Raw genomic sequence first — 21306 nt, forward strand, 5'->3', positions numbered from 1 at the left:
TCTCATCGAGCTCTTTTTGCTTCCTCTCGTCAAACGTAATTGCTAGAACTGAACCTTATCGGCATCAAAATAATAGCGTGACGTTGCGATATCCATTCCCCCGGTTACTGGCAAGCAGACCCCAGTAATAAAGCTCGCGTTATCACTGGCTAAAAAGCTCACGGCATTAGCGATATCATCTGGCTCACCCATGCGTTTAATCGGTTGTGTGGCGAGGAAGTGATCAATGTACTCTGTCGTGAGATTTTTCTTTACCGCATCGGTCGCAATCATGCCAGGCAATACCGCATTGCAACGAATACCAAAACTCGCATATTGAATCGCGATTTGGCGCGTCATGTGATTAATCGCGTTTTTCGAAGTACCGTAAGCAATACTCGACATTTCAGCGCTTAATGAAGAGAGCGAAGAGATATTAACAATCGCACCGCCCCCTTGCTTCACCATGGTTGGGATCACTGCTTTTGAAGGAATAAACACGCTGTTGATATTGGCGAGAATATTCTTCTCCCAGCTGGTCACTTCGGTATGCGCTAAATCCCTATCTTGGCGCAAATCAACACCACCAAAGTTATTGATCAATACATCAATTCTCCCCTCTTGTTCGAGAATAGAATCAATTAAGCTCGCGTAAGTATCATTCTCAAAAGCATTAAAAAATACTCCAACCGCAGAACCACTCTCACCATGATTACGACTGCGCGTATTGATTTCACGCGCTGTTGCACTGGCTAAATCTAAATCCCAGTCTGCAACATAAACCTTGGCACCTTTCGCGGCCAGAAGCAGACTGCAAGCACGGCCTATGCCTTGTGCTCCTGCCAATACCAAAGCAATTTTATTGTCGAATTCATTGTGGTTTTGATTATTATTGGTCACTGATGACATACAAATTCCTCACTCAATGTCGTTGAGCCATACTTGGTCGATTATGTGCTAGCAACGAGGCTACATATTCATTCCCATGCCTGCATTGGCGGTTTTACCCAAACGGTAATACCAAATAGAAAGCGGGATAAAAATCAAATTCATGATGGTGGTAAAGTTCCAACCAAATCCGTCTTGATTGATGGTGCGTAAGCCTTGCGCCGTTGCATCAATATTAAGCCCATTAAAAATGAGATCGACACACAAACCGGTAAATAGAATCGCAACAAACAGTAAGCCTACCATCCATCTTGCTGGTCGTTGACCATAGTATTTTTGGTAAACTCGCATCATTGGAATGGTTAAAACATCAGCGAGAATAAACCCAATTACGCCCCCAAATGAGATACCGCCATGCCAGAGTGCTGCCGCGAGCAGCAGGTTACCGACCGAACAAACATAGGCAATCACCGCGACAAAAATACCGATAATCACATCAAGGAAGGAATGTAACCACACAGGCAAATTAACGTCATTACTAATAAATAGCATGCGCCAACCTTCTATCGGCACTATCGCAATTAACAGGGATGACACCACAACACCAATCAGGATCTCTTTGCCAATCATCGACAAATCCATTTGGAAAAAGCCTGCTGATTTGGTGATTTTTTCCATCACGGGAGACAGCGCAGCTTGTGGTTCCATGTGCATCTCTTTCTTCGGCATCGAATGCATATCCATGCCGCAGTCGCTTTCTTCATGCTTCATCGATGACATATCCATGCCGCAGTCACTTTCATCATGCTTCATTGATGACATGTCCATGCCGCAGTCGCTTTCTTCATGCTTCATCGAAGACATGTCCATCCCGCAGTCTGCCATGGCGGATTTTTTCGGTTGCTCCGCTGCGATATGTTGGCGTAACTCGGCCTCAACCTCTTTCGGATAAAAGCGCTGAAAAAGAACCGCGACAGTCACGATCAAAATAAGTCCACCCAGCACTTCGCCCCATAGGAATGTCCAGCCTAATAAAGCCACCAGCACGATAAACATTTCAACAATCAAATTAGTGCTCGCGACCAAAAATGCCGTTGCATTGGCTAAAGTCGATCTCTTACTCAATAAGGTATGTGATAGAGAAGCTGCAGCATAGGAGCAGGATGAGGAGACCATACCAAGTACTGTCGAATACGAAAGGCTTTTTAGATTCGTTTTACCAAGATGCTTCGCCACCGTTTCAACGGGCAAAAGGTGACGAATAAATGAAGATAGCATTAGGCCAAATGCCAGCGGCCAAAAGATTTGCCATACCATATTGCTAAACACAAAAACAATATGGAAAAGAATATTACCGCCATCACTTTGCATAAGTGACTCCTTACTAGGACGATTAAATGCTCTCTAAGCATAGTACGCCTATCAAAAAGCTTTGTGCCTTACTGAAAACTCAATCTATAAATGCAGTTTTAACTAGATGCGGTGGCGCAGCCTTTCATCAAAAGGCGCGATATCGACGACGGAATTGGGCGGGGGCTAGAAGCTCAATCAAACCAACGATCCGATTGAGCCCCCTATTACTTATTTCATGCGCTTTTTCAATCTCGCCAGTTCAATTGCGTTTGAGCGAACCGTGAGTTTGATGTGGTCGTATTCATATTCTTCTTTTATCACACTCATACTGGTGCGGATTTCACCAATAATCCCTTGAGCGTCATACTGAATAATGAACTCTTCTTCGATCATATCTTGCTGAGAAGAATCCACAATATATTGGTGCAGCTTCGCCACATCAAGCGGGTTGCGAGTAGAGGTCATCATCGCATCTGGGAATTCTTCCATCAGCGCTTGCTGCTGTTCAAGACTCAGTTGGTCAGATTTATTCAGAACCAACAGCTTTTTAATATCATCAACACCCACTTCGCCAAGAACTTCATGCACCACATCAAGCTGTGTGCGGAAGGTGGCATCCGAGGCATCAACCACATAAAGCAGTAATGATGCGTCATGCGCTTCTGCCAAGGTTGAGTGGAATGAAGCCACTAAGTCATGGGGTAGCTTTTTAATAAAGCCAACCGTATCTGAAACCAGAATACGTGGTTGAGTTGTTGGGTACAGCGCGCGTACCGTGGTATCGAGCGTGGCAAACAGTTTGTTTTCCACCAGCACTTCACTGCCCGTCAATGCGCGCATCATCGAAGATTTACCCGCGTTGGTATAACCAACCAGAGCAACACTGAATAGCTCTGAGCGTTGAGAGCGACGGTTTTTCAACTCATGTTGCACACTGACCAACTCGCGTCTAAGTTCTGCGATTTGATCACGGACTTTACGGCGATCGAGTTCCAGCGTGGTTTCACCCGCACCCTTACCCATTTGACGCTCTTTGTTACCACTGGTCGATTCACGTAGGCGCGGTGCTAAATAGTTCAGGCGGGCAATTTCAACCTGTAGACGTGCAGTACGCGTACGAGCATGGCGGCTAAAGATCTCAATGATGATGCCAGTGCGGTCAAACACTTCAACACCCAACTGGTTCTCAACGTTACGCAATTGAGATGGACTCAAATCACAATCAAACACCACCACATCCGCACAATACAATGGCAAATTTTCTGATGGCAAATCGTCAAAGCGCATTTCATCATAAATTGGCGCATCAAACGCCATATCACCAAACGACTCATCATCGAACAGATCTTCGGTGTCGAGATCTTCTTCCATCTCGCCTCGGTTCCCCGTCAAGCGAGCGATCTCCGCCATTTTGCCTACACCCAACACATTTTGTTTTTGAGTAGAGGCAAGATTTTGTGACTGAGTACCCACTACGTTAAAGCCTAATGTCGTCACAAGGCGGGCTAATTCAGCGAGAGATTCTTTCGCCTCTGCCCCTTTAAATTGCGGCGTGCAGATGGAAATAAGTAAGGCGTTATTCTGTAATGGTTTGGCGGTTAGCTGCATAATTCTCTATGTTCGCGCACGGTTGTGCGACCTGCGTCTTTATCGATAATTGTGGCCGATCCTACGTTGTTATCGCCTCTCTTTATAGGAAAATAAAAAACTAATTGAAGAATAAATTGGTTCTCTAGGTAACCCACTGAATAAAAAGAGTTAATCATTGGCAAGTTGAGACACCGCTTGAAAGCAACACTTGGCTATCTTCGCGATAAGCGGCTTAATCACTACAGGTCCCCCTGATGTCATCAAACCAGCAGCTCATCTAAAGCGAGATAATCGTTAGCTCTGCATCCCTTAATAGAAAAAAGAAAAAATCGTCAATTTTTCTAATGAAAGTATTGACAGTAAATTTCCGGAAGCATATATTGATTACACGAACTGCCAGATGGAGTTTGTAGACAGCTTGATTCGCCTTATAGAGGGAATAACAAGTTGTCAGTTTGGAAGTGATGCTTTACCCATCATTGATGTGTTTGTGCTTTAGCTTCTGATTATTCACTGTTGAACCGTATGTCTATTAAGCCAAATGAGGCTTAGGAATATGGCTTCAATCTCATCGCAAAATGCGGTGAGAACTATTGCTTATTATTGAAGGATAGTATTATGCGTAATGTAGATATTTCTCCCCTATACCGCCATGCCATTGGTTTTGATCGCCTCTTCAATCTTGTAGAGAACAACGCGAAAAAATCTTCTCAGAATGGTTACCCACCATATAACATCGAACAGAAAGATGAGCACAACTACCGTATAACTATGGCCGTTGCTGGTTTCTCTGAAGATACGTTAACACTGACTCAAAACGAAAACATGCTGATCGTTTCTGGCGAAATTCAAGCGTCCGAAACAAAGCCAACTTACGTGTATCAAGGAATTGCTGAACGCAACTTTGAGCGCAAATTCCAACTGGCTGATTACGTTACTGTATCGGCAGCAAGTATGGAAAATGGTTTGCTTCATATTGATCTAGTACGTGAAGTACCAGAAGCAATGCAACCACGTAAGATCGCAATCAACAAGTAGTTCTTTATAAGTGAACACTTGTAGAACATAAATCAGTATTGCCGTTAAACACCATGAGACAAAGCGTAAAAGATATCGCTTTAACCCTGGCTGATATGGGCTCATACCCTAGTCAAATTGGTCGCATACGATGACGCATACCACCCGTTTATCGGCACTATTGATAACAGTATATTCCATTGAGAATGAGCATAGTGATAGCAAAAATGCATTCTATGTTCTTATAAAATCAACATTCGAATTTAGCTAATTTGCATTAATATAACTAATGCAAATTACAGAGGTAATTATTATGGGTAAAATCATTGGTATCGACTTAGGTACAACTAACTCTTGTGTTTCTGTTTTAGATGGCGACAAACCACGCGTAATTGAAAACGCGGAAGGTGAACGCACCACAGCTTCCGTTGTGGCCTACACAGATGGGGAAACATTGGTCGGCCAACCGGCAAAACGCCAAGCGGTAACCAACCCAACCAACACGCTATTTGCAATTAAGCGTTTGATTGGTCGTCGTTTTGAAGACAAAGAAGTTCAGCGTGACATCGAAATCATGCCTTACAAAATCGTTAAGGCTGACAATGGTGATGCTTGGGTAGAAGCGAAAGGCCAAAAAATGGCAGCGCCTCAAGTTTCCGCTGAAATTCTGAAAAAAATGAAGAAAACGGCAGAAGATTTCCTTGGTGAAGAAGTCACTGGCGCTGTTATTACCGTTCCGGCTTACTTTAACGACGCTCAACGTCAAGCAACCAAAGACGCTGGTCGTATCGCGGGTCTGGAAGTAAAACGTATCATCAACGAACCAACAGCAGCAGCGTTGGCATACGGCCTAGATAAAAAAGGCGGCGATCGCACTATCGCGGTTTACGACTTAGGTGGTGGTACTTTTGATATCTCGATCATCGAAATCGACCAAGTTGAAGGCGAGCAAACCTTTGAAGTTCTTGCAACTAACGGTGATACACACCTTGGTGGTGAAGACTTTGATAACCGCTTAATCAACTACTTAGTAGATGAGTTCAAAAAAGAACAAGGTATCGACCTAAAAGTTGACCCATTGGCGATGCAACGTGTGAAAGAAGCAGCAGAAAAAGCAAAAATCGAGCTTTCTTCTACTACACAAACGGATGTCAACTTGCCATACGTAACGGCTGACGCAACCGGTCCTAAGCACATGAACGTCAAAGTGACTCGTGCGAAATTGGAATCGTTAGTGGAAGATCTTGTCCAGCGTTCTATTGAACCACTTAAAGTGGCTCTGGCAGATGCGAAACTATCAGTAAGCGACATTACCGATGTAATTTTGGTCGGTGGTCAAACACGTATGCCAATGGTACAAGCGAAAGTGGCGGAGTTCTTTGGTAAAGAAGCACGCCGTGATGTTAACCCTGATGAAGCAGTTGCGATGGGCGCAGCCGTTCAAGGTGGTGTGCTAGCGGGTGAAGTAAAAGATGTGTTGCTATTGGATGTTACCCCACTCTCTCTCGGTATCGAGACGATGGGCGGCGTAATGACCAAATTGGTTGAGAAAAACACCACTATTCCAACCAAGGCGAACCAAACGTTCTCAACCGCAGAAGATAACCAAAGTGCAGTAACGATTCATGTTCTGCAAGGTGAGCGTAAACAAGCGACTTTCAACAAGTCTCTTGGTCAGTTCAACCTTGAAGGTATTCAGCCTGCACCACGTGGTATGGCGCAAATTGAAGTGACTTTCGACCTAGATGCTGATGGTATCTTGAATGTCTCTGCTAAGGATAAAACCACCGGCAAAGAACAGAAAATCACTATCCAAGCGTCAGGCGGCTTGAGCGATGCTGAGATTGAGAAAATGGTACAAGAAGCGGAAGCAAACAAAGACGCAGACAAAAAGTTCGAAGAGTTAGCTACCGCACGTAACCAAGCGGATCAGATGATTCACGGTACTCGTAAACAAATCGAAGAAGTGGGTGAAGCTCTGCCAGCTGAAGAGAAAGCAAAAATTGAAGTGGCAATCAATGAGGTTGAAGTTGCTCGTAAGGGCGATGACAAAGAAGCGATTGACACCAAGGTTCAAGCTCTCGCAGCAGCGGCGCAAAAACTGATGGAGATTGCTCAACAGCAAGCTCAAGCGCAACAAGCTCAAGGCAATGACTCACAATCAAAAGATGATGATGTGGTTGATGCTGAATTTGAAGAAGTGAAATAACGCTTTAGCTCAACTATCTATACCATCTTAGGTGGTTGAGCGATATCATATTAGCAATGGCATTAAGGGCGTAAGAGATTTCTCGTACGCCCTTTTCCAGTTTTAGTCAGGAATAAAGCAAGAGGCTGACATGTCCAAACGAGATTATTACAGCGTGCTAGGCGTCTCTAAAGGAGACGACGTTAAAGATATTAAGAAAGCGTACAAAAAGCTCGCAATGAAATATCACCCAGACAAAAACCCTGGGGATGCAACGGCTGAAGACAAATTCAAAGAAATTAAAGAAGCCTACGAAATTCTTACCGACACTGATAAACGTCGCCAATACGATCAATTTGGTCATGCCGCTTTTGATGGTAGCCATGGTGGTTTTGGTGGTCAATCTCAACATGGTCACGGCGGTTTTGAAGATATGTTTGGCGGTGGCTTTAGACAACAAGGTGGCTTTGGTGGCGGCTTTGGCGGCTTTGAAGACATCTTCAATCAAGGTCGTGGCCGACAAGCGCGCCCACAAAAAGGCCAAGATCGTGAATTTACCTTTACCGTTGATTTTGTCGATGCGGTACAAGGCGCCGAAAAGGTTGTCGAACTGCCAATTAATGGCGAACAGAAGAAAATCAACGTTAAGATCCCTGCGGGCATCAAAGACGGTGAAAAGATTCGCTTCGGCGGTAAAGGTGGCCCAGGTATCAACGGCGGTCCAGCCGGTGATTTACTGCTTGTAATTGCCACCCGTTCACACGCGTTTCTAAAGCGCGATGAAGATAACCTTATCTGCACCAACCATGTCGATATGATCACCGCAGCATTGGGTGGTGAGACTGAAGTGAATGTGTTGGATAGCCGTTTTAAACTTAAAATCCCAGCGGGCACACAAAGTGGCCGTAAGTTTAAAATCACTGGTAAAGGCGTGACCAACCGTAAAGGCGTAACAGGTGATTTATTGGTGGTCATCCAAGTTGATACCCCAACCAACCTTACCGATGAACAAAAAGCAATTCTAACGCAGTTCCAAGCAACGCTTTAATCTTGCTATTCACCGTTCTGATATGACAAAGCCACCAATACGGTGGCTTTGTTTTTCTCTAACAGCTCATTTCAGTTTTGTTTCTGTTGGGGGGAGCTTTCTCTAACGTTTAAATCAGATCTTTTTGATAAGGACAGCGGTTCCCATCCCACCGCCAATACAGAGTGAAGCCAGGCCAAATTGAACTTCTCTCTTCTCCATTTCATAAATCAGTGTCGTCAATATACGGCCACCAGACGCGCCAAGTGGATGACCTAATGCAATCGCACCGCCGTTAACATTGGTCTTATCATCGAACCAACTCATCGGTAATTCGTATTTTTCACTCAAGCCATGCATTACGCCCAAAGCTTGCGCGGCAAACGCTTCATTGAGCTCAAGCAACTGCACATCAGCTAGCGTCATGTTCGCTCTTGTCAATGCTTGTTCAATTGCCGGTACAGGCCCTAACCCCATAAAAGCAGGATCTAAACCGCCCTGTCCGTAACTGACAATTTCAGCCAGTGGTTTTAAGCCATGTTCTTTGACCGCTTTTTCAGAGGCGACGACAAACGCAACCCCACCATCATTGATCCCCGAAGCATTACCCGCCGTGACAGAACCCTCTTTCTTAAAGGCAGGTCTGAGCTTGCCAAGGCTCTCAAGTGATGCGTCTGCACGTGGGTATTCATCTTGCGTAAACAGTGAGGTGGTGCGGCGCTGATGCACTTCCACTGGCACGATTTCATCGACAAAACGCCCTTGTTCAATCGCGGCAACGGCGCGTTGCTGGCTACGCAAAGCAAAAGCATCTTGGCTGTCACGATTAATTTGGTATTTTTCAGCGACATTTTCCGCAGTCATCCCCATGTGATAACTATTGAACGCATCCGTTAAACCATCATGGATCATGGTATCAACCAACTGTTGATTGCCCATTTTGCTGCCGAATCGGTTCTGCGCACTAACCAAATATGGCGTACTTGACATGTTTTCCATGCCAGCCGCCACAACAAGGTCTGCATCGCCTGCTTTGATCTTCGTCGCCGCTTCCATCACGGTTTTCATGCCACTACCGCAAATCATATTGAGCGTATAAGCAGGAACCGAATCTGGCACATCAGCGAATTTTGCAGCCTGACGCCCCGGCCCCATACCTTGGCCTGCGGTTAGCACATTACCGACAATCACTTCATCCAGTAAATCAGGAGAGACGCTCGCTTGTTCTAAAGCCGCCTTGATGGCATGGCCGCCTAATTCAAACGCAGGCACTAATGATAGAGAGCCGCCAAATGCGCCTAAAGCGGTGCGTTTTGCACCTACAATATAAACTTTGCTCATCAGTTACTCCTTAAATCACCAAGCCGCCGTCGATTTTTAGTGTTTGCCCAGTAATGAAGCAGGCATTATCACTGGCAAGAAACAACACGCCGTTGGCAATATCTTCTGGCTTGCCCATGCGACCAAGTGGCGTTTTAGTTTTCATGTAATCCAGCACTTTTTCTGGCAAATCGACCGTCATTGGGGTTTCGATAAAGCCCGGAGCGACACAGTTAGCACGCACTTGTGCACCTTTACGCGAAAACTCTTTCGCCCAACCTTTGGTCATAGCAATCACGCCACCTTTGGTTGCGCCATAGTTACTTTGGCCTACGTTGCCATCAGTACCGACTACCGAAGACATCGTGATGATTGAGCCGACACCATTTTCTATCATGCTCGGCGCAACCGCCTGAGTCATATTGAACACACCTTTAAGATTGACGTTAATCACCATGTCCCAATCGTCTTCGCTCATACGATCAAGTAGATTATCTCGGGTAATACCAGCGTTATTAACCAACACGTCAACTTTGCCATGTTCTTGAATGATCTCTTCAACAAGAGCGTGAATGCCTGCACGTTCACAGACGTTTAGTTGTTTCACGCGCACATTGTCATATTGGCTTTGCAGATCTTCCGCCGCTTGAGCATTCATGTCGCAAGCGTACACCATCGCCGCATTTTGCTTAGCGAATGTTTCTACGATGCAGCGGCCAATTCCTTGAGCGCCACCAGTAACGATACAGATTTTGTCAGTAAGCATAGTTTTCACCTTAATCAGGAGGGATGCGAAACTATGTCTTGGCATAGTTTAAATTTTCGCAGTAGGTGAAATGATTCTATGGACTAATTTGCAAGTTGTAGATTGATTTAACAACAAAACACTATTGCAAATTCGGGATAATATTAGGTTGCTATCGAGGGTGTAATTTGTATATCAACCACTAAAAGTGTCTATTTCTCATATGTTACGGAGAGTTTTTGACCTGTATTAACAAACAGAGCAAATTCGGTTTAATCTCTATTTCAGTTCCGCTATAACTGTGATTACACGAATTTTGCAATAATTAAGGATGCATCATGTTAGATAAAATTGTTTATTTTCTGCATGTTGTACGCACTGGATCATTTAGTCTCGCAGCAAAACAATACGGTATTTCCGCCTCTGCAGGCAGTCGCTGGATCATTGAACTTGAAGAAAGTATGGGCATCAGCCTGTTAAAACGTTCGACACGCAAAGTGGTTCCTACTCAAGCGGGTTTACGACTATTTGAACGCTTCAATCAAGTAAACAGCGAAATTGATGACATTTTCACTGAGATACAAAACTTAGGAAATGATGACCGAGGTATTATTCGCATCGCCTCTACGCCCCTGTTTGCACGCGATTTCCTTGGACAAATTGTTGGGGAATATTTACAGCAATACCCTCATGTCACCTTCCGCATTCTCGAAACGGCTTTCGATATGGATCACCTTGATGAAATCGACTTTGCTATCCGCGCCAGTGCGGTTTATCAGGGTTTTCAAGAGAAAGACAGCTTATTAGTGAAACGTTCATTATTGAAATATCCGCTGATGGCATGTTGCTCCCCTGAATACATCAACAAATACGGCCAACCCGAATACCCCGAGGATCTGCGTCGTCACAACTGCTTATACGCCTCAACCTTGGTGGGTGGAAACAAATGGGTATTTGAACGTGATGGTGAAATGACAACGGTCAATATTTCTCAAACCGTTGAGGTAGAAGATAGCCAATTTATTAAAACCGTCGCATTAAATGGCGGTGGCATTAGCTACCTACCTGTGCGTCTAATCCAAGACGAGCTTGATGATGGGCAACTAGTACAAGTGTTACAGCAATACACCAACAGTGAATTTGAATTTAGCCTTTACTATCGCCCTCGCCGACAAATGCCCATGCGTTGCGTTAATTTTAAAGATTACCTTATTCGCCGTGTGCGAGAGATCTCAGGCCAAGAATAGCCTCCACCTTTTCCCAGCCACATATAATTGAGAGCAGCCTAAAGCTGCTCTTTTTATTATCCCGAATTCGCAATTATCTTTCCTTTTATTGTCTATTTTTTCATTAATCAGAAATGAATACACTTTTTTCATTAGCTCTGGATAGCGATGCCCAGGCCACAATAAATTTCCAGAAGGAAAGCAGAATGAAAACAAAAGTGTTAACTGCCCTACAAGCAGCAGCTTTGATAGAAAATGGTGACAAGGTGATCTTAGGCGGTTTCATCGGCGCAGTCGTGCCAGAAGCCATTGAACGTGCCATTGGCGAACGCTTCCTTGCGAGCGGTCAACCGAATGATCTCGAACTCTATTTTACCGCAGGCCAAGGTGATGGTGTTGATAAAGCGACAAACCACTTAGCGCACCCGGGCATGGTGAGCATGGCATGTGGCGGTCACTGGGGATTAATTCCTCGCCTACAAAAATTGGCCAACGACAACCAAATTCAAGGTTATAACTTCCCACAAGGTGTGATTGCTCAGCTACTTCGTGATTCAGCGGCTGGTAAACCTGGCACGCTATCTCACGTTGGTTTAGGCACTTTTGTTGATCCTCGTTTAAGTGGCGGAAAAATCAATACCTCTACATCTGAAGACCGTGTTTCAGTGATGGAAATTGAAGGCGAAGAGTTCCTATTTTACAAACGTCTTAACCCAACGGTTGCCCTTTTACGCGGCACGACTGCAGACGAAAACGGCAACGTCACCATGGAAGATGAATGTCTGTTTTTGGAAAACCTCGCGGCGGCGCAATTGGTCACCAACATGGGTGGCAAGGTAATTGTGCAAGTAAAACGCGTGGTGAAAAACGGCGAGTTGGATCCTCAGCAAGTGCGCATCCCAGGCATTTTCGTCAACGCGATTGTGATTGCTGAAGAGTCATTGCACATGCAAACCTTCGCGGAACCAATGAACCCGGCTTACTGCGGCCGAGGAGACAAAGGATGTGGAGAATCCGATCAAAAAACGGTAAGCGCTCGTCCACTCGATGCGAAAAAAATCATCGCTCGTCGCGCAGCGATGGAACTGCAACATGGCGCCATTCTTAATTATGGCATTGGCGTGCCGGAAGTGATCGCAGAGGTCACAGATGAAGAAGGCATTACCGATCAAATGATTGCAACAGTTGAACCAGGCGCAATCGGCGGTACACCAGCAGGCGGTTTAAGCTTTGGCGCATCGGCTTTTCCTGAAGCGGTGATCACTCAAGACCAAATGTTCGATTTTTATGATGGCGGCGGTATTGACCAAGCCTTTCTTGGATTAGCGGAATGTGACCAGCACGGCAACCTGAATGTATCTAAGTTTGGTAGCAAAATTGCGGGTTGTGGCGGCTTCATCAACATTACCCAAAATGCTAAGCAAGTGTTTTTCTGCGGCACATTTACAGCCGGTAAACTTGAAATTGAAACCGGCAATGGTGAGCTGACGATTATCAATGATGGTCACATCAAAAAGCTAATCAAAGAAGTGCAGCAAATTACCTTCTCAGCAGACATTGCAAGACGTAACCACAAACCCGTGCTTTATATCACTGAGCGCGCGGTATTCCGTTTGGGTGCAACCACATTAGAGTTGATTGAAATCGCACCGGGCGTCGATTTAGACCGCGACATACTCGCGAGAATGGACTTTAACCCGATCATAAGCCGTGATTTAAAAACCATGGATGCACGCATTTTCCGTGATGAACCGATGGGGCTCACTCTGTCATCACCATCACAAATGCCGACTGAAGTGACAACAAAACAAACCGTCGCAGCGTAATCCTATGCCCTCTCACGCCTCGCAAATGGTGTGAGAGGGAAATTGCTTTGCCATACAGCAGCACTCGTGCTTTCGACATTGGCTGTATCGCAAAGTTATTTTAGAGATAGAAACCATGAGTTACTCCATAGAACAGCTCGTTGTTGGTCAACGAGCACATTTTGAAAAAACCATCAGTGAATCTGACATTCAGCTCTTTTGCGGCATTAGTGGCGACATCAATCCAGTGCATGTTAGCCAAATCGCTGGTCAAAATAGCATTTTTGGTAATCGCGTTGCCCACGGCATCATGGTGTCAGGCCTGACATCGGCAGTACTCGGCATGCAGCTACCGGGGCCAGGAACGATTTATCTTGGCCAAGAGCTCAAATTTACTGCTCCGGTCTTTATTGGCGATACCATCCGCGCAGAAGTGGAAGTGATCGAAATCAACGCAGAAAAAAACATTGCAAAGCTGGCGACCCGTAGCGTGAATCAACACGACAAAATCGTGATTCAAGGCGTCGCCACCGTTATGCCCCCAAAACACTAATTCTATAAATAAGGTATTGTTATGATTATTGAACCTATTGTTCAAGGTGTGGTTGCGCGTTCAGCCCACCCTATCGGTTGCCGTCAAGCGGTATTAAACCAAATCGACTACGTAAAAAATGCACCCGCTATCCAAGGTGGTCCAAAAAAAGTACTGATTCTTGGGGCATCTTCTGGTTTTGGTTTGGCTTCACGTATTAGCCTCGCTTTTGGCGGCTCAAATGCCGACACTATTGGGGTATCGTTTGAACGTGGCCCAAGTGATAAAGGCGTGGGTACCGCGGGTTGGTATAACAACATTTACTTCCGTCAAGAAGCTGAAAAACAAGGCTTGATTGCTAAAAACTTTGTTGGTGACGCTTTCTCTGCACACACTCGCCAGGATGTTTTGGACTACATTCAAAATGAATTTGGTGGCTCAGTCGACTTGGTGGTTTATAGCCTAGCAACTGGTGTTCGTCCCAATCCAGAAACGGGCGAGCTATGGCGCTCATCCATCAAAACCGTCGGTGAGCCTGTTTCAGGGCCAACCATCAACATTGAGATGGATGCGCTTGAAACCATGCAAGTCGAGACCGCCTCAGAGGCAGAACTGGATGCCACCATCAAAGTGATGGGCGGTGAAGATTGGCAAAGTTGGATCAACATGCTGTCTGATGCGGGCGTATTAGCTCAAGGGTGCAAAACCGTTGCTTACTCTTATGTTGGTCCAGAGGTTACCTACCCGATTTATCATCAAGGCACGCTTGGCCGTGCGAAAGCACACCTGCATAACACTGCAGACACACTCAATGAGCAACTCGGCGCCATTGGTGGCGAGGCTTATGTCTCTGTCTGTAAAGCGCTTGTCACCAAAGCCAGCGTCTTCATCCCTGCATTTTCACCTTACATTCTTTCACTGTTTAAAGTGATGAAAGAAAAAGGCACGCACGAGGGTTGTATTGAGCAAATGCAACGTCTATTCGCTCAACGTCTTTACAGTAGTTTTACTGCAGTACCTGTTGATGACGCACGACTCATTCGTATCGACGACTGGGAATTAGAAGAGCAAACACAATCTGAAGTCAAAGCAATGATGGCGACAATGGATAATGATAACTTCCAACAAATTGGGGATTATCAAGGCTATAAGCTCGACTTTATGCAACTGAATGGATTTGGCTTTTCAGAGGTGGATTATTCCGCACCGGTCAATATGCAAGAATTGGCATTATTAACACCATAAATGCGTCATAGCCATTGATTGAAGCTCTACCTTTTTGGCAGGGCTTCTTTTGTATTCAATTGATTTATAAGAACTTAACAAAAATCACCCGACTGACTTCACACAATTCATTCTTGCAAATTCAGGATAATACCGCACTTTTTATAGGGTATTATAAGGATGAAAAATAATTCAAGTATCACCCTACAAGGTACATAATATGAACAAGAAGCATCTTATTGAAATAACGATATTTCTCACCTACGCCCTCTTTGCTATGTCTTGGGTTGCTGGTTCTATGATGACGCCAAACATCATGGCCTTCTACGATATTGAAGGCATGGCCGCCGCCACATGGATGAACAATGCCATTACTATCGCCAAAATTATTGGTAACCTCGCAGCAGCTTGGCTACTGGTTAAGATGGGGCCAAAGAAAGCCTTTGCGATTGCTTCACTATTAATCGCTGCAGGTGCAGCTGGCGTATTTGCCGGAAATTACTCTCTGTATGTGGTTTCTCGCTTGGTGATGGGTTTTGGTGGTGCATTCGCCATTGTTTACTTCAACCCAATCGTGATTAACTACTTTAATGCTGAAGAGCGCCCAATGATCAACGGCATCAACGCGGCAGCATTCAACACAGGTAACCTGCTTGCCTTACTATTCACCGGTTCACTACTTTCTACTTTAGGCAATTGGCAGAATGTTATCTTAGCTATCTCTGCTGTCAGCCTCGCAGTTCTTGTGGTGTGGTGGTTCGTTAGTGACGACTTCTCACTATCTACAAGCTCGACAGGTGACAAACCACAAGTGACTTACACGCTAAAAGATGGCGTAAAAGAGTCAGTAAACTGGTGGCTACCGATTGCTTATTCTGGTCTTCTGTTCTGCTACATCTCTGTTTTTGCGCTTTTCCCATTAGTCCCAACATTTGCAGCCGAAGCTAAATACCTTTCTTCAATCATGATTGGCGCAGGTATGGTGGGCACGATTGCCGGTATCATGATTGTTAAACGCTACCCACTACGTGTACCTGTTATCCGTGGCTGTGGTTTGGCAATGACGCTATTCGCTGCTGTGATGATCACCACCAGCAACGCCGCTATCGCTTACGCTGCTGCGTTTATGGCTGGCTTCTTCATGTTCATGCCGATGACAGCACTGGTAACCCTACCACAAGAGTTGCCAAACATGACCCCTGCTCGCATTACGGTAATCTTTGGTATGTTTTGGTCTATCTCATACATGATTGAGACAGTTCTAATGTACTTTGCAGGCGTACTCGCTGATACAACGGGTAATATTGCTTACGCCGCAACGTTCGCTGTTATCTGTTCTTCAACATTCTTCCTTGCGAGCTTCTTCTTGCCTGAAACGGGTAAGAAACCTGAGCTAGATACAACTACAAATACAACAACCAAAACTGCTTAAGGAGACGTTATGCGCCAAGTAAGTCCAAAATTACAAGCATGGTTAGAGAACTTTAACATTGCTGTGGGCCAATTAATTGAAAATGGATTTAAACCAACGGCGACCAATGCTCGTGAAGGTTTAGCGAATTTAACTAAAGGTTTAGTGACCGATACCCCTGCCGTCGCATGGGTACAAGATGACTTGGTCATCGGTGAAGCTTACAACGTTCCAGTGCGTATCTATCACCCAGAACCAGAAACTGCGCTCCCAGTATTAGTCTACTACCATGGCGGCGGTCATATGGCGGGTAGCGTAACGGTTTACGACCCTATCTGTCGTAAGCTAGCGCTCGCGACTAAACACATTGTTGTTGCTGTAGATTACCGCCTTGCACCTGAGTGCCCTTACCCTGCTGGCGTCATTGACGCATACACAGTGGTTAGCAACCTATGGGCAACGCTAGATGGCCGAGAGTTGAACTACTTGCCAACGCTATCGATTGCTGGTGATTCGGGTGGTGGCGCTTTAGTGGCGACGGTGAGTGCTAAAGCGCAATTCGACGACAAGGTGAACATTGCCAAGCAAGTCATGCTTTACCCTAGCCTCGATTACACGATGGACAGTGCGTCAATGGAAGAAAACGCGACGGGCTACCTACTGCAAAAAGGTAAGATTGCTTGGTACTTCGACAATTACTTCCATAACAACGAAGATCGCCGCGAAGCATCACCACTGTATCAACCAATGTCGGCACAATTACCAGCGACATTGATGATGACTGCAGAATTCTGCCCACTGCGTGACGAGGGCATTGCTTACGCTGAGATGGCACAAAGTGCAGGTGCACATGTTGAGCACTACCACTTCAATGACATGATCCATACCTTCCTAAATATGGAAGATCTGGTCAAAGAAGAGTGCGATACCGTTTACCAAAAAATCAGTGCATTCCTAAATTAAGCACACACCTAAATAAGTACCCTCTTATAACTTGGTGCTTACTTCTGACCCTCTAATGGGTAACTCCCTGAAGTAAGCACCCTATTTACACGGAAATGAATATGAAAGCGCAGACGTTATTTTTAACGGTGGCGGGGCTTTGTTCGTCTTTTGCTACCCACGCCGCTGTTGTTGAGCTCAATGATGACATCAAATTAGACTGGGGAATGGACGCCTATGTACGTGGCCACGCTATCGATGCCTCAGGTGAGGAAAGCAGCAACGGTTATACCAGTCGATTTCGCGTAAAAACCAATCTCATTCTCTCTGACGGTTGGTCGATCAACACACGCTGGCAAGGTTATTATGATTGGTCAGGAGACCGTCGACACAGCGGTGGCGCTGGCACTAACTATACCGATGGTAGCAACTCAGACGGCCTATCAATCGATCTCGGCTTTGTACAATATGCAGACCAAGGTTTAGTGCTTCGCGCGGGTCGCCAACGTGCCGATTGGGCCTACGGTTTTAATATTGAAAACGACCGCCGTGATCGTTTATTGGCAATGAAGTCCTACCAATATGGCAACGATGATCAAATTAGCTTACTCGGCATCTATGATTTACGTTTTGCGGAAAGTGAATACGCAACGGACCTAGATGTTTATGATGATGTGCATATGTACGCACTCGCCGCTGTGGGTAGCCACGGCATCGTCGACTGGGGCATGCTTTGGGCCTACTTTGACGGTGGTGAAGGTAATATTGGTGATTCGTCTACCGGTATTCCACAAGCAGGTTATGGTATCGATTACTTCCATAACATCTCGCCTTTCGTCAACGTAGTAATGAATGACTTTTCAGTAAAAGCCGCCGCAAACGTTATTTTATCAGACTCTACCGATAAAAATGGCTATCACACAACATGGGGGGCCGATGGCTTTGCTGGTTTTGTTGAAACAAGCTATCAGTTAACGCCTACCGTAAAGCTGCAAGCACAAGCCATTGGTTTTGTAGATGGTGGTTTAGTCGGACGAGGTTTTGATACCTATTCTGGCCTGATTAACAACAATGACCGTAACGATCCTAATCCTATTTCACGTCAGTTCTTTGGTGGTTTAGGTCATGAGAATAACGATGGTCAACTCTATGCGGCACGCATCGATTGGCAAGCCTCTGATCTGTGGAACATTAAATTTGCTGGCGGCCAAATGAATATTGACCACAACCTCGGTAGTGATACCGATTTAGAAGCCACCTTCTTAGATCTCAGCACACAATATCAATGGAGCAAATTCACGGATTTTACCGTGCAGATGAGCTGGGCTGATAAAGATATTGATGATCTGGCGGTGATGGCAATGGTGAATATTAAGTACAACTAGACGTTAGGAAACCTCCCCCACTTCCTGAAAGCAATATCCAATGAGCGAGCCTAAAAGCTCGCTCATTTATTTAAAGTCCAACCTCTCGTTCAAATCAAAACGCATACCGTTCAATTCATCATCGCTGCTCACTATCAGACTAATAGTTATTACGAATTAGCTTCTTCAAATTGTCAGGCGTAGATTCGTCTTATCTCAATATCTGGACACCCGCTATGAGCGCGCTTACATCACCTTCTGCTAATGCCACTGTTATTGCTTCCTCGCTTGCCACATCAACCAAGCAGATGCGGTTAAAAGGTAACAGCCGACGTCTAATTGGCCCTGCTTTTATAGCTGCCATCGGCTATATCGACCCTGGAAACTTCGCGACCAACATTGAAGCTGGTTCTTCCTTTGGGTATCAACTGCTTTGGGTTGTATTATGGGCCAACTTAATGGCGATGCTGATTCAGTACTTGTCCGCCAAACTTGGCATCGTAACGGGAAAAAATCTGGCTGAACATCTGCGCGATAATTTACCACGTTGGGCGGTAGTGCCTTATTGGATTCAAGCGGAGGTCATCGCAATGGCGACTGATTTAGCCGAGTTCATTGGTGCTGCGGTAGGTTTTCAATTGTTGTTAGGAGTAAGCTTATTTGAAGGCGCTGCCATTACCGCTCTCTTGAGTCTGGCAATCCTGACTCTGGGTCGTAAAAGCCAAAAACCACTAGAGATTTTTATAGGTATTTTACTGATCTTTGTTGCTGTCATTTACGTCGTGGAACTGATGATGGCAAAGCCAGAAGTGACACCACTAGCGACAGGTTTAATTTTTCCAACCCTTAACGACCCTAAACAAGTTTACCTTGCGGCAGCCATACTTGGTGCGACCGTGATGCCACATGTTGTTTATCTACACTCAGCGCTATTTAGTGCCTCTACCAGCCATTCCATATTACAGAGGCTTAAAATGACACGAGTTGATGTGCTCATTGCCATGACGATTGCCGGATTTGTCAATATAGCCATCATCGCAATGGCTGCTGCGGTGTTCCATCACACAGGGCGCAGCGACATCGCCAGTATTGAAACGGCCTACCAAACCCTTACCCCGCTACTTGGCAAGGGCGCTGCATTGCTGTTTGGTTTATCCCTCATTGCGTCTGGGCTCTCTTCAACGGTTGTCGGAACACTCGCTGGACAAGTGGTCATGCAAGGGTTTGTTCATTTTAGTATCCCAATGTGGGTCAGACGCGTCATTACAATGTTACCGGCCTTTGGTTTTATCGCTTTAGGTATCAGCACGACAGATATTCTCGTTGCCAGCCAAGTTGTGCTGAGTTTTGGCGTCGCTTTGGCGATTGTTCCTTTGCTTATATTTACCAGTAATCATCATATTATGGGGCGCTTTCGCAACCATGCTGTGATATCACTTATCGGCGGGATTATCGTCTTATTGGTCCTGACTTTGAACGGCTATCTACTATGGAGTCTGGTTAACCATTTACTGCTATGAACAAATGACTATCCCGAACAAGCAACAGCAACCGTAAACCAGTCTGTATCTTTATCGCCCGTGAGATTCAAGTAACCATTGATCACTGCAATTTAAGCATGCAGTAATACCCAATGAAGAAGTTTGGTATATAGTTCTTTAAGAGATTCATTCTTTTAAAGAACTTGAAAGAAATGAAATGATGTTTAGGAACGGATGATTATAAAGGCTTCTTATATGACAAATAACATTGCAGAACGGGCACAAATGGGTGTGCTATCGGATCCTTCTACATTTGCTGAGTACCTTACTTTTGTCCTCAAAAGTACCGCTGACACCGAATCGATTCAAGATGCCCTTTCACAAATCTCTGGTATTGAAAAATCCATTTCTCAAAAAGATCCCAGTGCAAATTTGAGTATTACCGTCGGTATTGCTAAAAATGCATGGGCTACTGCGCTGCCTGATGTTGTCATGCCTAAACACCTCACTACATTTACCGAAATGAAAGATGGCGAGCGCCATTTTCCTAGTACCGCCGGCGACATCTTTCTAATGATCAAATCAGAGCGTATTGATTTGAACTACCAAGCCGCTAAATATCTTTTAGCGGCCTTTAAAGATTCCGCAGAGCTGGTTGAAGATATACAAGGCTTCAAATATTTAGACAACCGTGACTTGATTGATTTTGTTGATGGAACAGAGAATCCAAAACACCAAGCGCGTGTGAATGCTGTTTTAGTACAAGATGAAGCTGAAATCCACCTTGGCGGTAGCTACCTCACCGTACAGCGCTACGTAGACAGAGAAATGTCTTGGCATGAGCAGCCGCAACACTACCAAGAGCAAGTCATTGGTCGTACTAAGTTCGATAATATTGAGCTCGATGACGATGAGAAACCTGCATGGGCTCACAACAACAAAAGCAAAGTGGTGATTGATGACCAAGAGATCAAAATGCTGCGTCAGAATCGACCTTTTGGTAATGCCCTCGAACATGGCACCATGTTTATCGGCTTTGCTGCTGACTCCAATGTAATTGAAACCTCTCTGCGTCAAATGATGTACGCCGATGAGAACGGTGACTACGACCGCTTATTAGATTTTGTTGATGCGAAATCAGGCGCCAACTATTTTGTGCTATCGCAAACCGCAATGGAGCTATTTGACGACGAATAGGTATTTTCGCGCAAACA

General features: G+C 45.2%; 17 protein-coding genes. 12 read left to right on the forward strand and 5 right to left on the reverse strand.

The window, feature by feature from the left end:
* Positions 1-42 precede the first annotated feature (42 nt).
* The 3 genes from RH86_RS10060 to hflX form a co-directional block, all read right to left on the reverse strand.
* On the reverse strand, positions 43-888 hold the full coding sequence (locus RH86_RS10060) for an SDR family NAD(P)-dependent oxidoreductase (RefSeq protein ID WP_009386083.1): 846 nt from the start codon (positions 886-888) through the stop codon (positions 43-45).
* Positions 889-948: 60 nt separating this feature from the next.
* Entirely contained in the window at positions 949-2238 is a 1290-nt protein-coding gene (locus tag RH86_RS10065; RefSeq protein WP_009386084.1) for a permease, read from the reverse strand.
* Between the two features lie 210 nt (positions 2239-2448).
* Positions 2449-3828, reverse strand: coding sequence for a GTPase HflX (hflX, locus tag RH86_RS10070; RefSeq protein ID WP_009386085.1), 1380 nt, complete (start codon positions 3826-3828; stop codon positions 2449-2451).
* A gap of 600 nt (positions 3829-4428) precedes the next feature.
* Here hflX and RH86_RS10075 point away from each other — a divergent pair.
* The 3 genes from RH86_RS10075 (at position 4429) to RH86_RS10085 (ending at position 8063) form a co-directional block, all read left to right on the forward strand.
* Positions 4429-4848, forward strand: a complete 420-nt coding sequence (locus tag RH86_RS10075) for an Hsp20 family protein (RefSeq protein WP_009386086.1) — start codon at positions 4429-4431, stop codon at positions 4846-4848.
* Between the two features lie 292 nt (positions 4849-5140).
* Complete coding sequence (gene dnaK / locus RH86_RS10080) at positions 5141-7036, forward strand: molecular chaperone DnaK (protein ID WP_005594912.1); 1896 nt, start codon at positions 5141-5143, stop codon at positions 7034-7036.
* Positions 7037-7166: 130 nt separating this feature from the next.
* Positions 7167-8063 (forward strand): DnaJ C-terminal domain-containing protein, encoded by an 897-nt coding sequence (locus tag RH86_RS10085; protein WP_009386087.1) that lies wholly within the window; start codon positions 7167-7169, stop codon positions 8061-8063.
* A gap of 114 nt (positions 8064-8177) precedes the next feature.
* Here the strand turns inward: RH86_RS10085 and RH86_RS10090 are convergent, their stop codons facing one another.
* Positions 8178-9383 (reverse strand): acetyl-CoA C-acetyltransferase, encoded by a 1206-nt coding sequence (locus tag RH86_RS10090; protein ID WP_009386088.1) that lies wholly within the window; start codon positions 9381-9383, stop codon positions 8178-8180.
* A 10-nt stretch (positions 9384-9393) separates the two neighbouring features.
* The gene (locus tag RH86_RS10095; RefSeq protein ID WP_005594908.1) at positions 9394-10128 is read right to left on the reverse strand and encodes a beta-ketoacyl-ACP reductase; all 735 of its coding nucleotides are present in this window, start codon (positions 10126-10128) and stop codon (positions 9394-9396) included.
* A gap of 317 nt (positions 10129-10445) precedes the next feature.
* Here RH86_RS10095 and RH86_RS10100 point away from each other — a divergent pair, with 317 nt between their 5' ends.
* From RH86_RS10100 to RH86_RS10140, 9 genes are all read left to right on the forward strand, one after another.
* Positions 10446-11354 (forward strand): LysR family transcriptional regulator, encoded by a 909-nt coding sequence (locus tag RH86_RS10100; protein ID WP_005594907.1) that lies wholly within the window; start codon positions 10446-10448, stop codon positions 11352-11354.
* 185 nt (positions 11355-11539) lie between these two features.
* Positions 11540-13159: an acyl CoA:acetate/3-ketoacid CoA transferase gene (locus RH86_RS10105; protein ID WP_009386089.1), complete on the forward strand. Its 1620-nt coding sequence runs from the start codon at positions 11540-11542 to the stop codon at positions 13157-13159.
* Positions 13160-13274: 115 nt separating this feature from the next.
* Positions 13275-13691, forward strand: a complete 417-nt coding sequence (locus RH86_RS10110) for a MaoC family dehydratase (protein ID WP_005594905.1) — start codon at positions 13275-13277, stop codon at positions 13689-13691.
* Between the two features lie 21 nt (positions 13692-13712).
* The gene (gene fabV / locus RH86_RS10115) at positions 13713-14915 is read left to right on the forward strand and encodes an enoyl-ACP reductase FabV (protein ID WP_009386090.1); all 1203 of its coding nucleotides are present in this window, start codon (positions 13713-13715) and stop codon (positions 14913-14915) included.
* A 199-nt stretch (positions 14916-15114) separates the two neighbouring features.
* Positions 15115-16326: an MFS transporter gene (locus tag RH86_RS10120; protein ID WP_009386091.1), complete on the forward strand. Its 1212-nt coding sequence runs from the start codon at positions 15115-15117 to the stop codon at positions 16324-16326.
* 9 nt (positions 16327-16335) lie between these two features.
* Positions 16336-17268, forward strand: coding sequence for an alpha/beta hydrolase (locus RH86_RS10125; RefSeq protein WP_009386092.1), 933 nt, complete (start codon positions 16336-16338; stop codon positions 17266-17268).
* Positions 17269-17369: 101 nt separating this feature from the next.
* A complete protein-coding gene (locus RH86_RS10130; RefSeq protein ID WP_009386093.1) occupies positions 17370-18632 on the forward strand; it encodes a hypothetical protein in 1263 nt (420 codons plus the stop codon).
* A gap of 215 nt (positions 18633-18847) precedes the next feature.
* Positions 18848-20131, forward strand: a complete 1284-nt coding sequence (locus RH86_RS10135; protein WP_009386094.1) for an Nramp family divalent metal transporter — start codon at positions 18848-18850, stop codon at positions 20129-20131.
* Positions 20132-20347: 216 nt separating this feature from the next.
* Positions 20348-21289: a Dyp-type peroxidase gene (locus tag RH86_RS10140; RefSeq protein ID WP_009386095.1), complete on the forward strand. Its 942-nt coding sequence runs from the start codon at positions 20348-20350 to the stop codon at positions 21287-21289.
* The last annotated feature ends 17 nt before the right edge of the window (positions 21290-21306 follow it).

Source organism: Vibrio sp. N418 (assembly GCF_000222565.1).
Lineage (GTDB): Bacteria > Pseudomonadota > Gammaproteobacteria > Enterobacterales > Vibrionaceae > Vibrio > Vibrio scophthalmi.

Excerpts from the sequence above, each read along its gene's own strand:
- RH86_RS10060 (WP_009386083.1), bottom strand. The coding sequence starts at position 888 with ATGTCATCAGTGACCAATAATAATCAAAACCACAATGAATTCGACAAT.
- RH86_RS10065 (WP_009386084.1), bottom strand. The coding sequence starts at position 2,238 with ATGCAAAGTGATGGCGGTAATATTCTTTTCCATATTGTTTTTGTGTTT.
- hflX (WP_009386085.1), bottom strand. The coding sequence starts at position 3,828 with ATGCAGCTAACCGCCAAACCATTACAGAATAACGCCTTACTTATTTCC.
- RH86_RS10075 (WP_009386086.1), top strand. The coding sequence starts at position 4,429 with ATGCGTAATGTAGATATTTCTCCCCTATACCGCCATGCCATTGGTTTT.
- dnaK (WP_005594912.1), top strand. The coding sequence starts at position 5,141 with ATGGGTAAAATCATTGGTATCGACTTAGGTACAACTAACTCTTGTGTT.
- RH86_RS10085 (WP_009386087.1), top strand. The coding sequence starts at position 7,167 with ATGTCCAAACGAGATTATTACAGCGTGCTAGGCGTCTCTAAAGGAGAC.
- RH86_RS10090 (WP_009386088.1), bottom strand. The coding sequence starts at position 9,383 with ATGAGCAAAGTTTATATTGTAGGTGCAAAACGCACCGCTTTAGGCGCA.
- RH86_RS10095 (WP_005594908.1), bottom strand. The coding sequence starts at position 10,128 with ATGCTTACTGACAAAATCTGTATCGTTACTGGTGGCGCTCAAGGAATT.
- RH86_RS10100 (WP_005594907.1), top strand. The coding sequence starts at position 10,446 with ATGTTAGATAAAATTGTTTATTTTCTGCATGTTGTACGCACTGGATCA.
- RH86_RS10105 (WP_009386089.1), top strand. The coding sequence starts at position 11,540 with ATGAAAACAAAAGTGTTAACTGCCCTACAAGCAGCAGCTTTGATAGAA.
- RH86_RS10110 (WP_005594905.1), top strand. The coding sequence starts at position 13,275 with ATGAGTTACTCCATAGAACAGCTCGTTGTTGGTCAACGAGCACATTTT.
- fabV (WP_009386090.1), top strand. The coding sequence starts at position 13,713 with ATGATTATTGAACCTATTGTTCAAGGTGTGGTTGCGCGTTCAGCCCAC.
- RH86_RS10120 (WP_009386091.1), top strand. The coding sequence starts at position 15,115 with ATGAACAAGAAGCATCTTATTGAAATAACGATATTTCTCACCTACGCC.
- RH86_RS10125 (WP_009386092.1), top strand. The coding sequence starts at position 16,336 with ATGCGCCAAGTAAGTCCAAAATTACAAGCATGGTTAGAGAACTTTAAC.
- RH86_RS10130 (WP_009386093.1), top strand. The coding sequence starts at position 17,370 with ATGAAAGCGCAGACGTTATTTTTAACGGTGGCGGGGCTTTGTTCGTCT.
- RH86_RS10135 (WP_009386094.1), top strand. The coding sequence starts at position 18,848 with ATGAGCGCGCTTACATCACCTTCTGCTAATGCCACTGTTATTGCTTCC.
- RH86_RS10140 (WP_009386095.1), top strand. The coding sequence starts at position 20,348 with ATGACAAATAACATTGCAGAACGGGCACAAATGGGTGTGCTATCGGAT.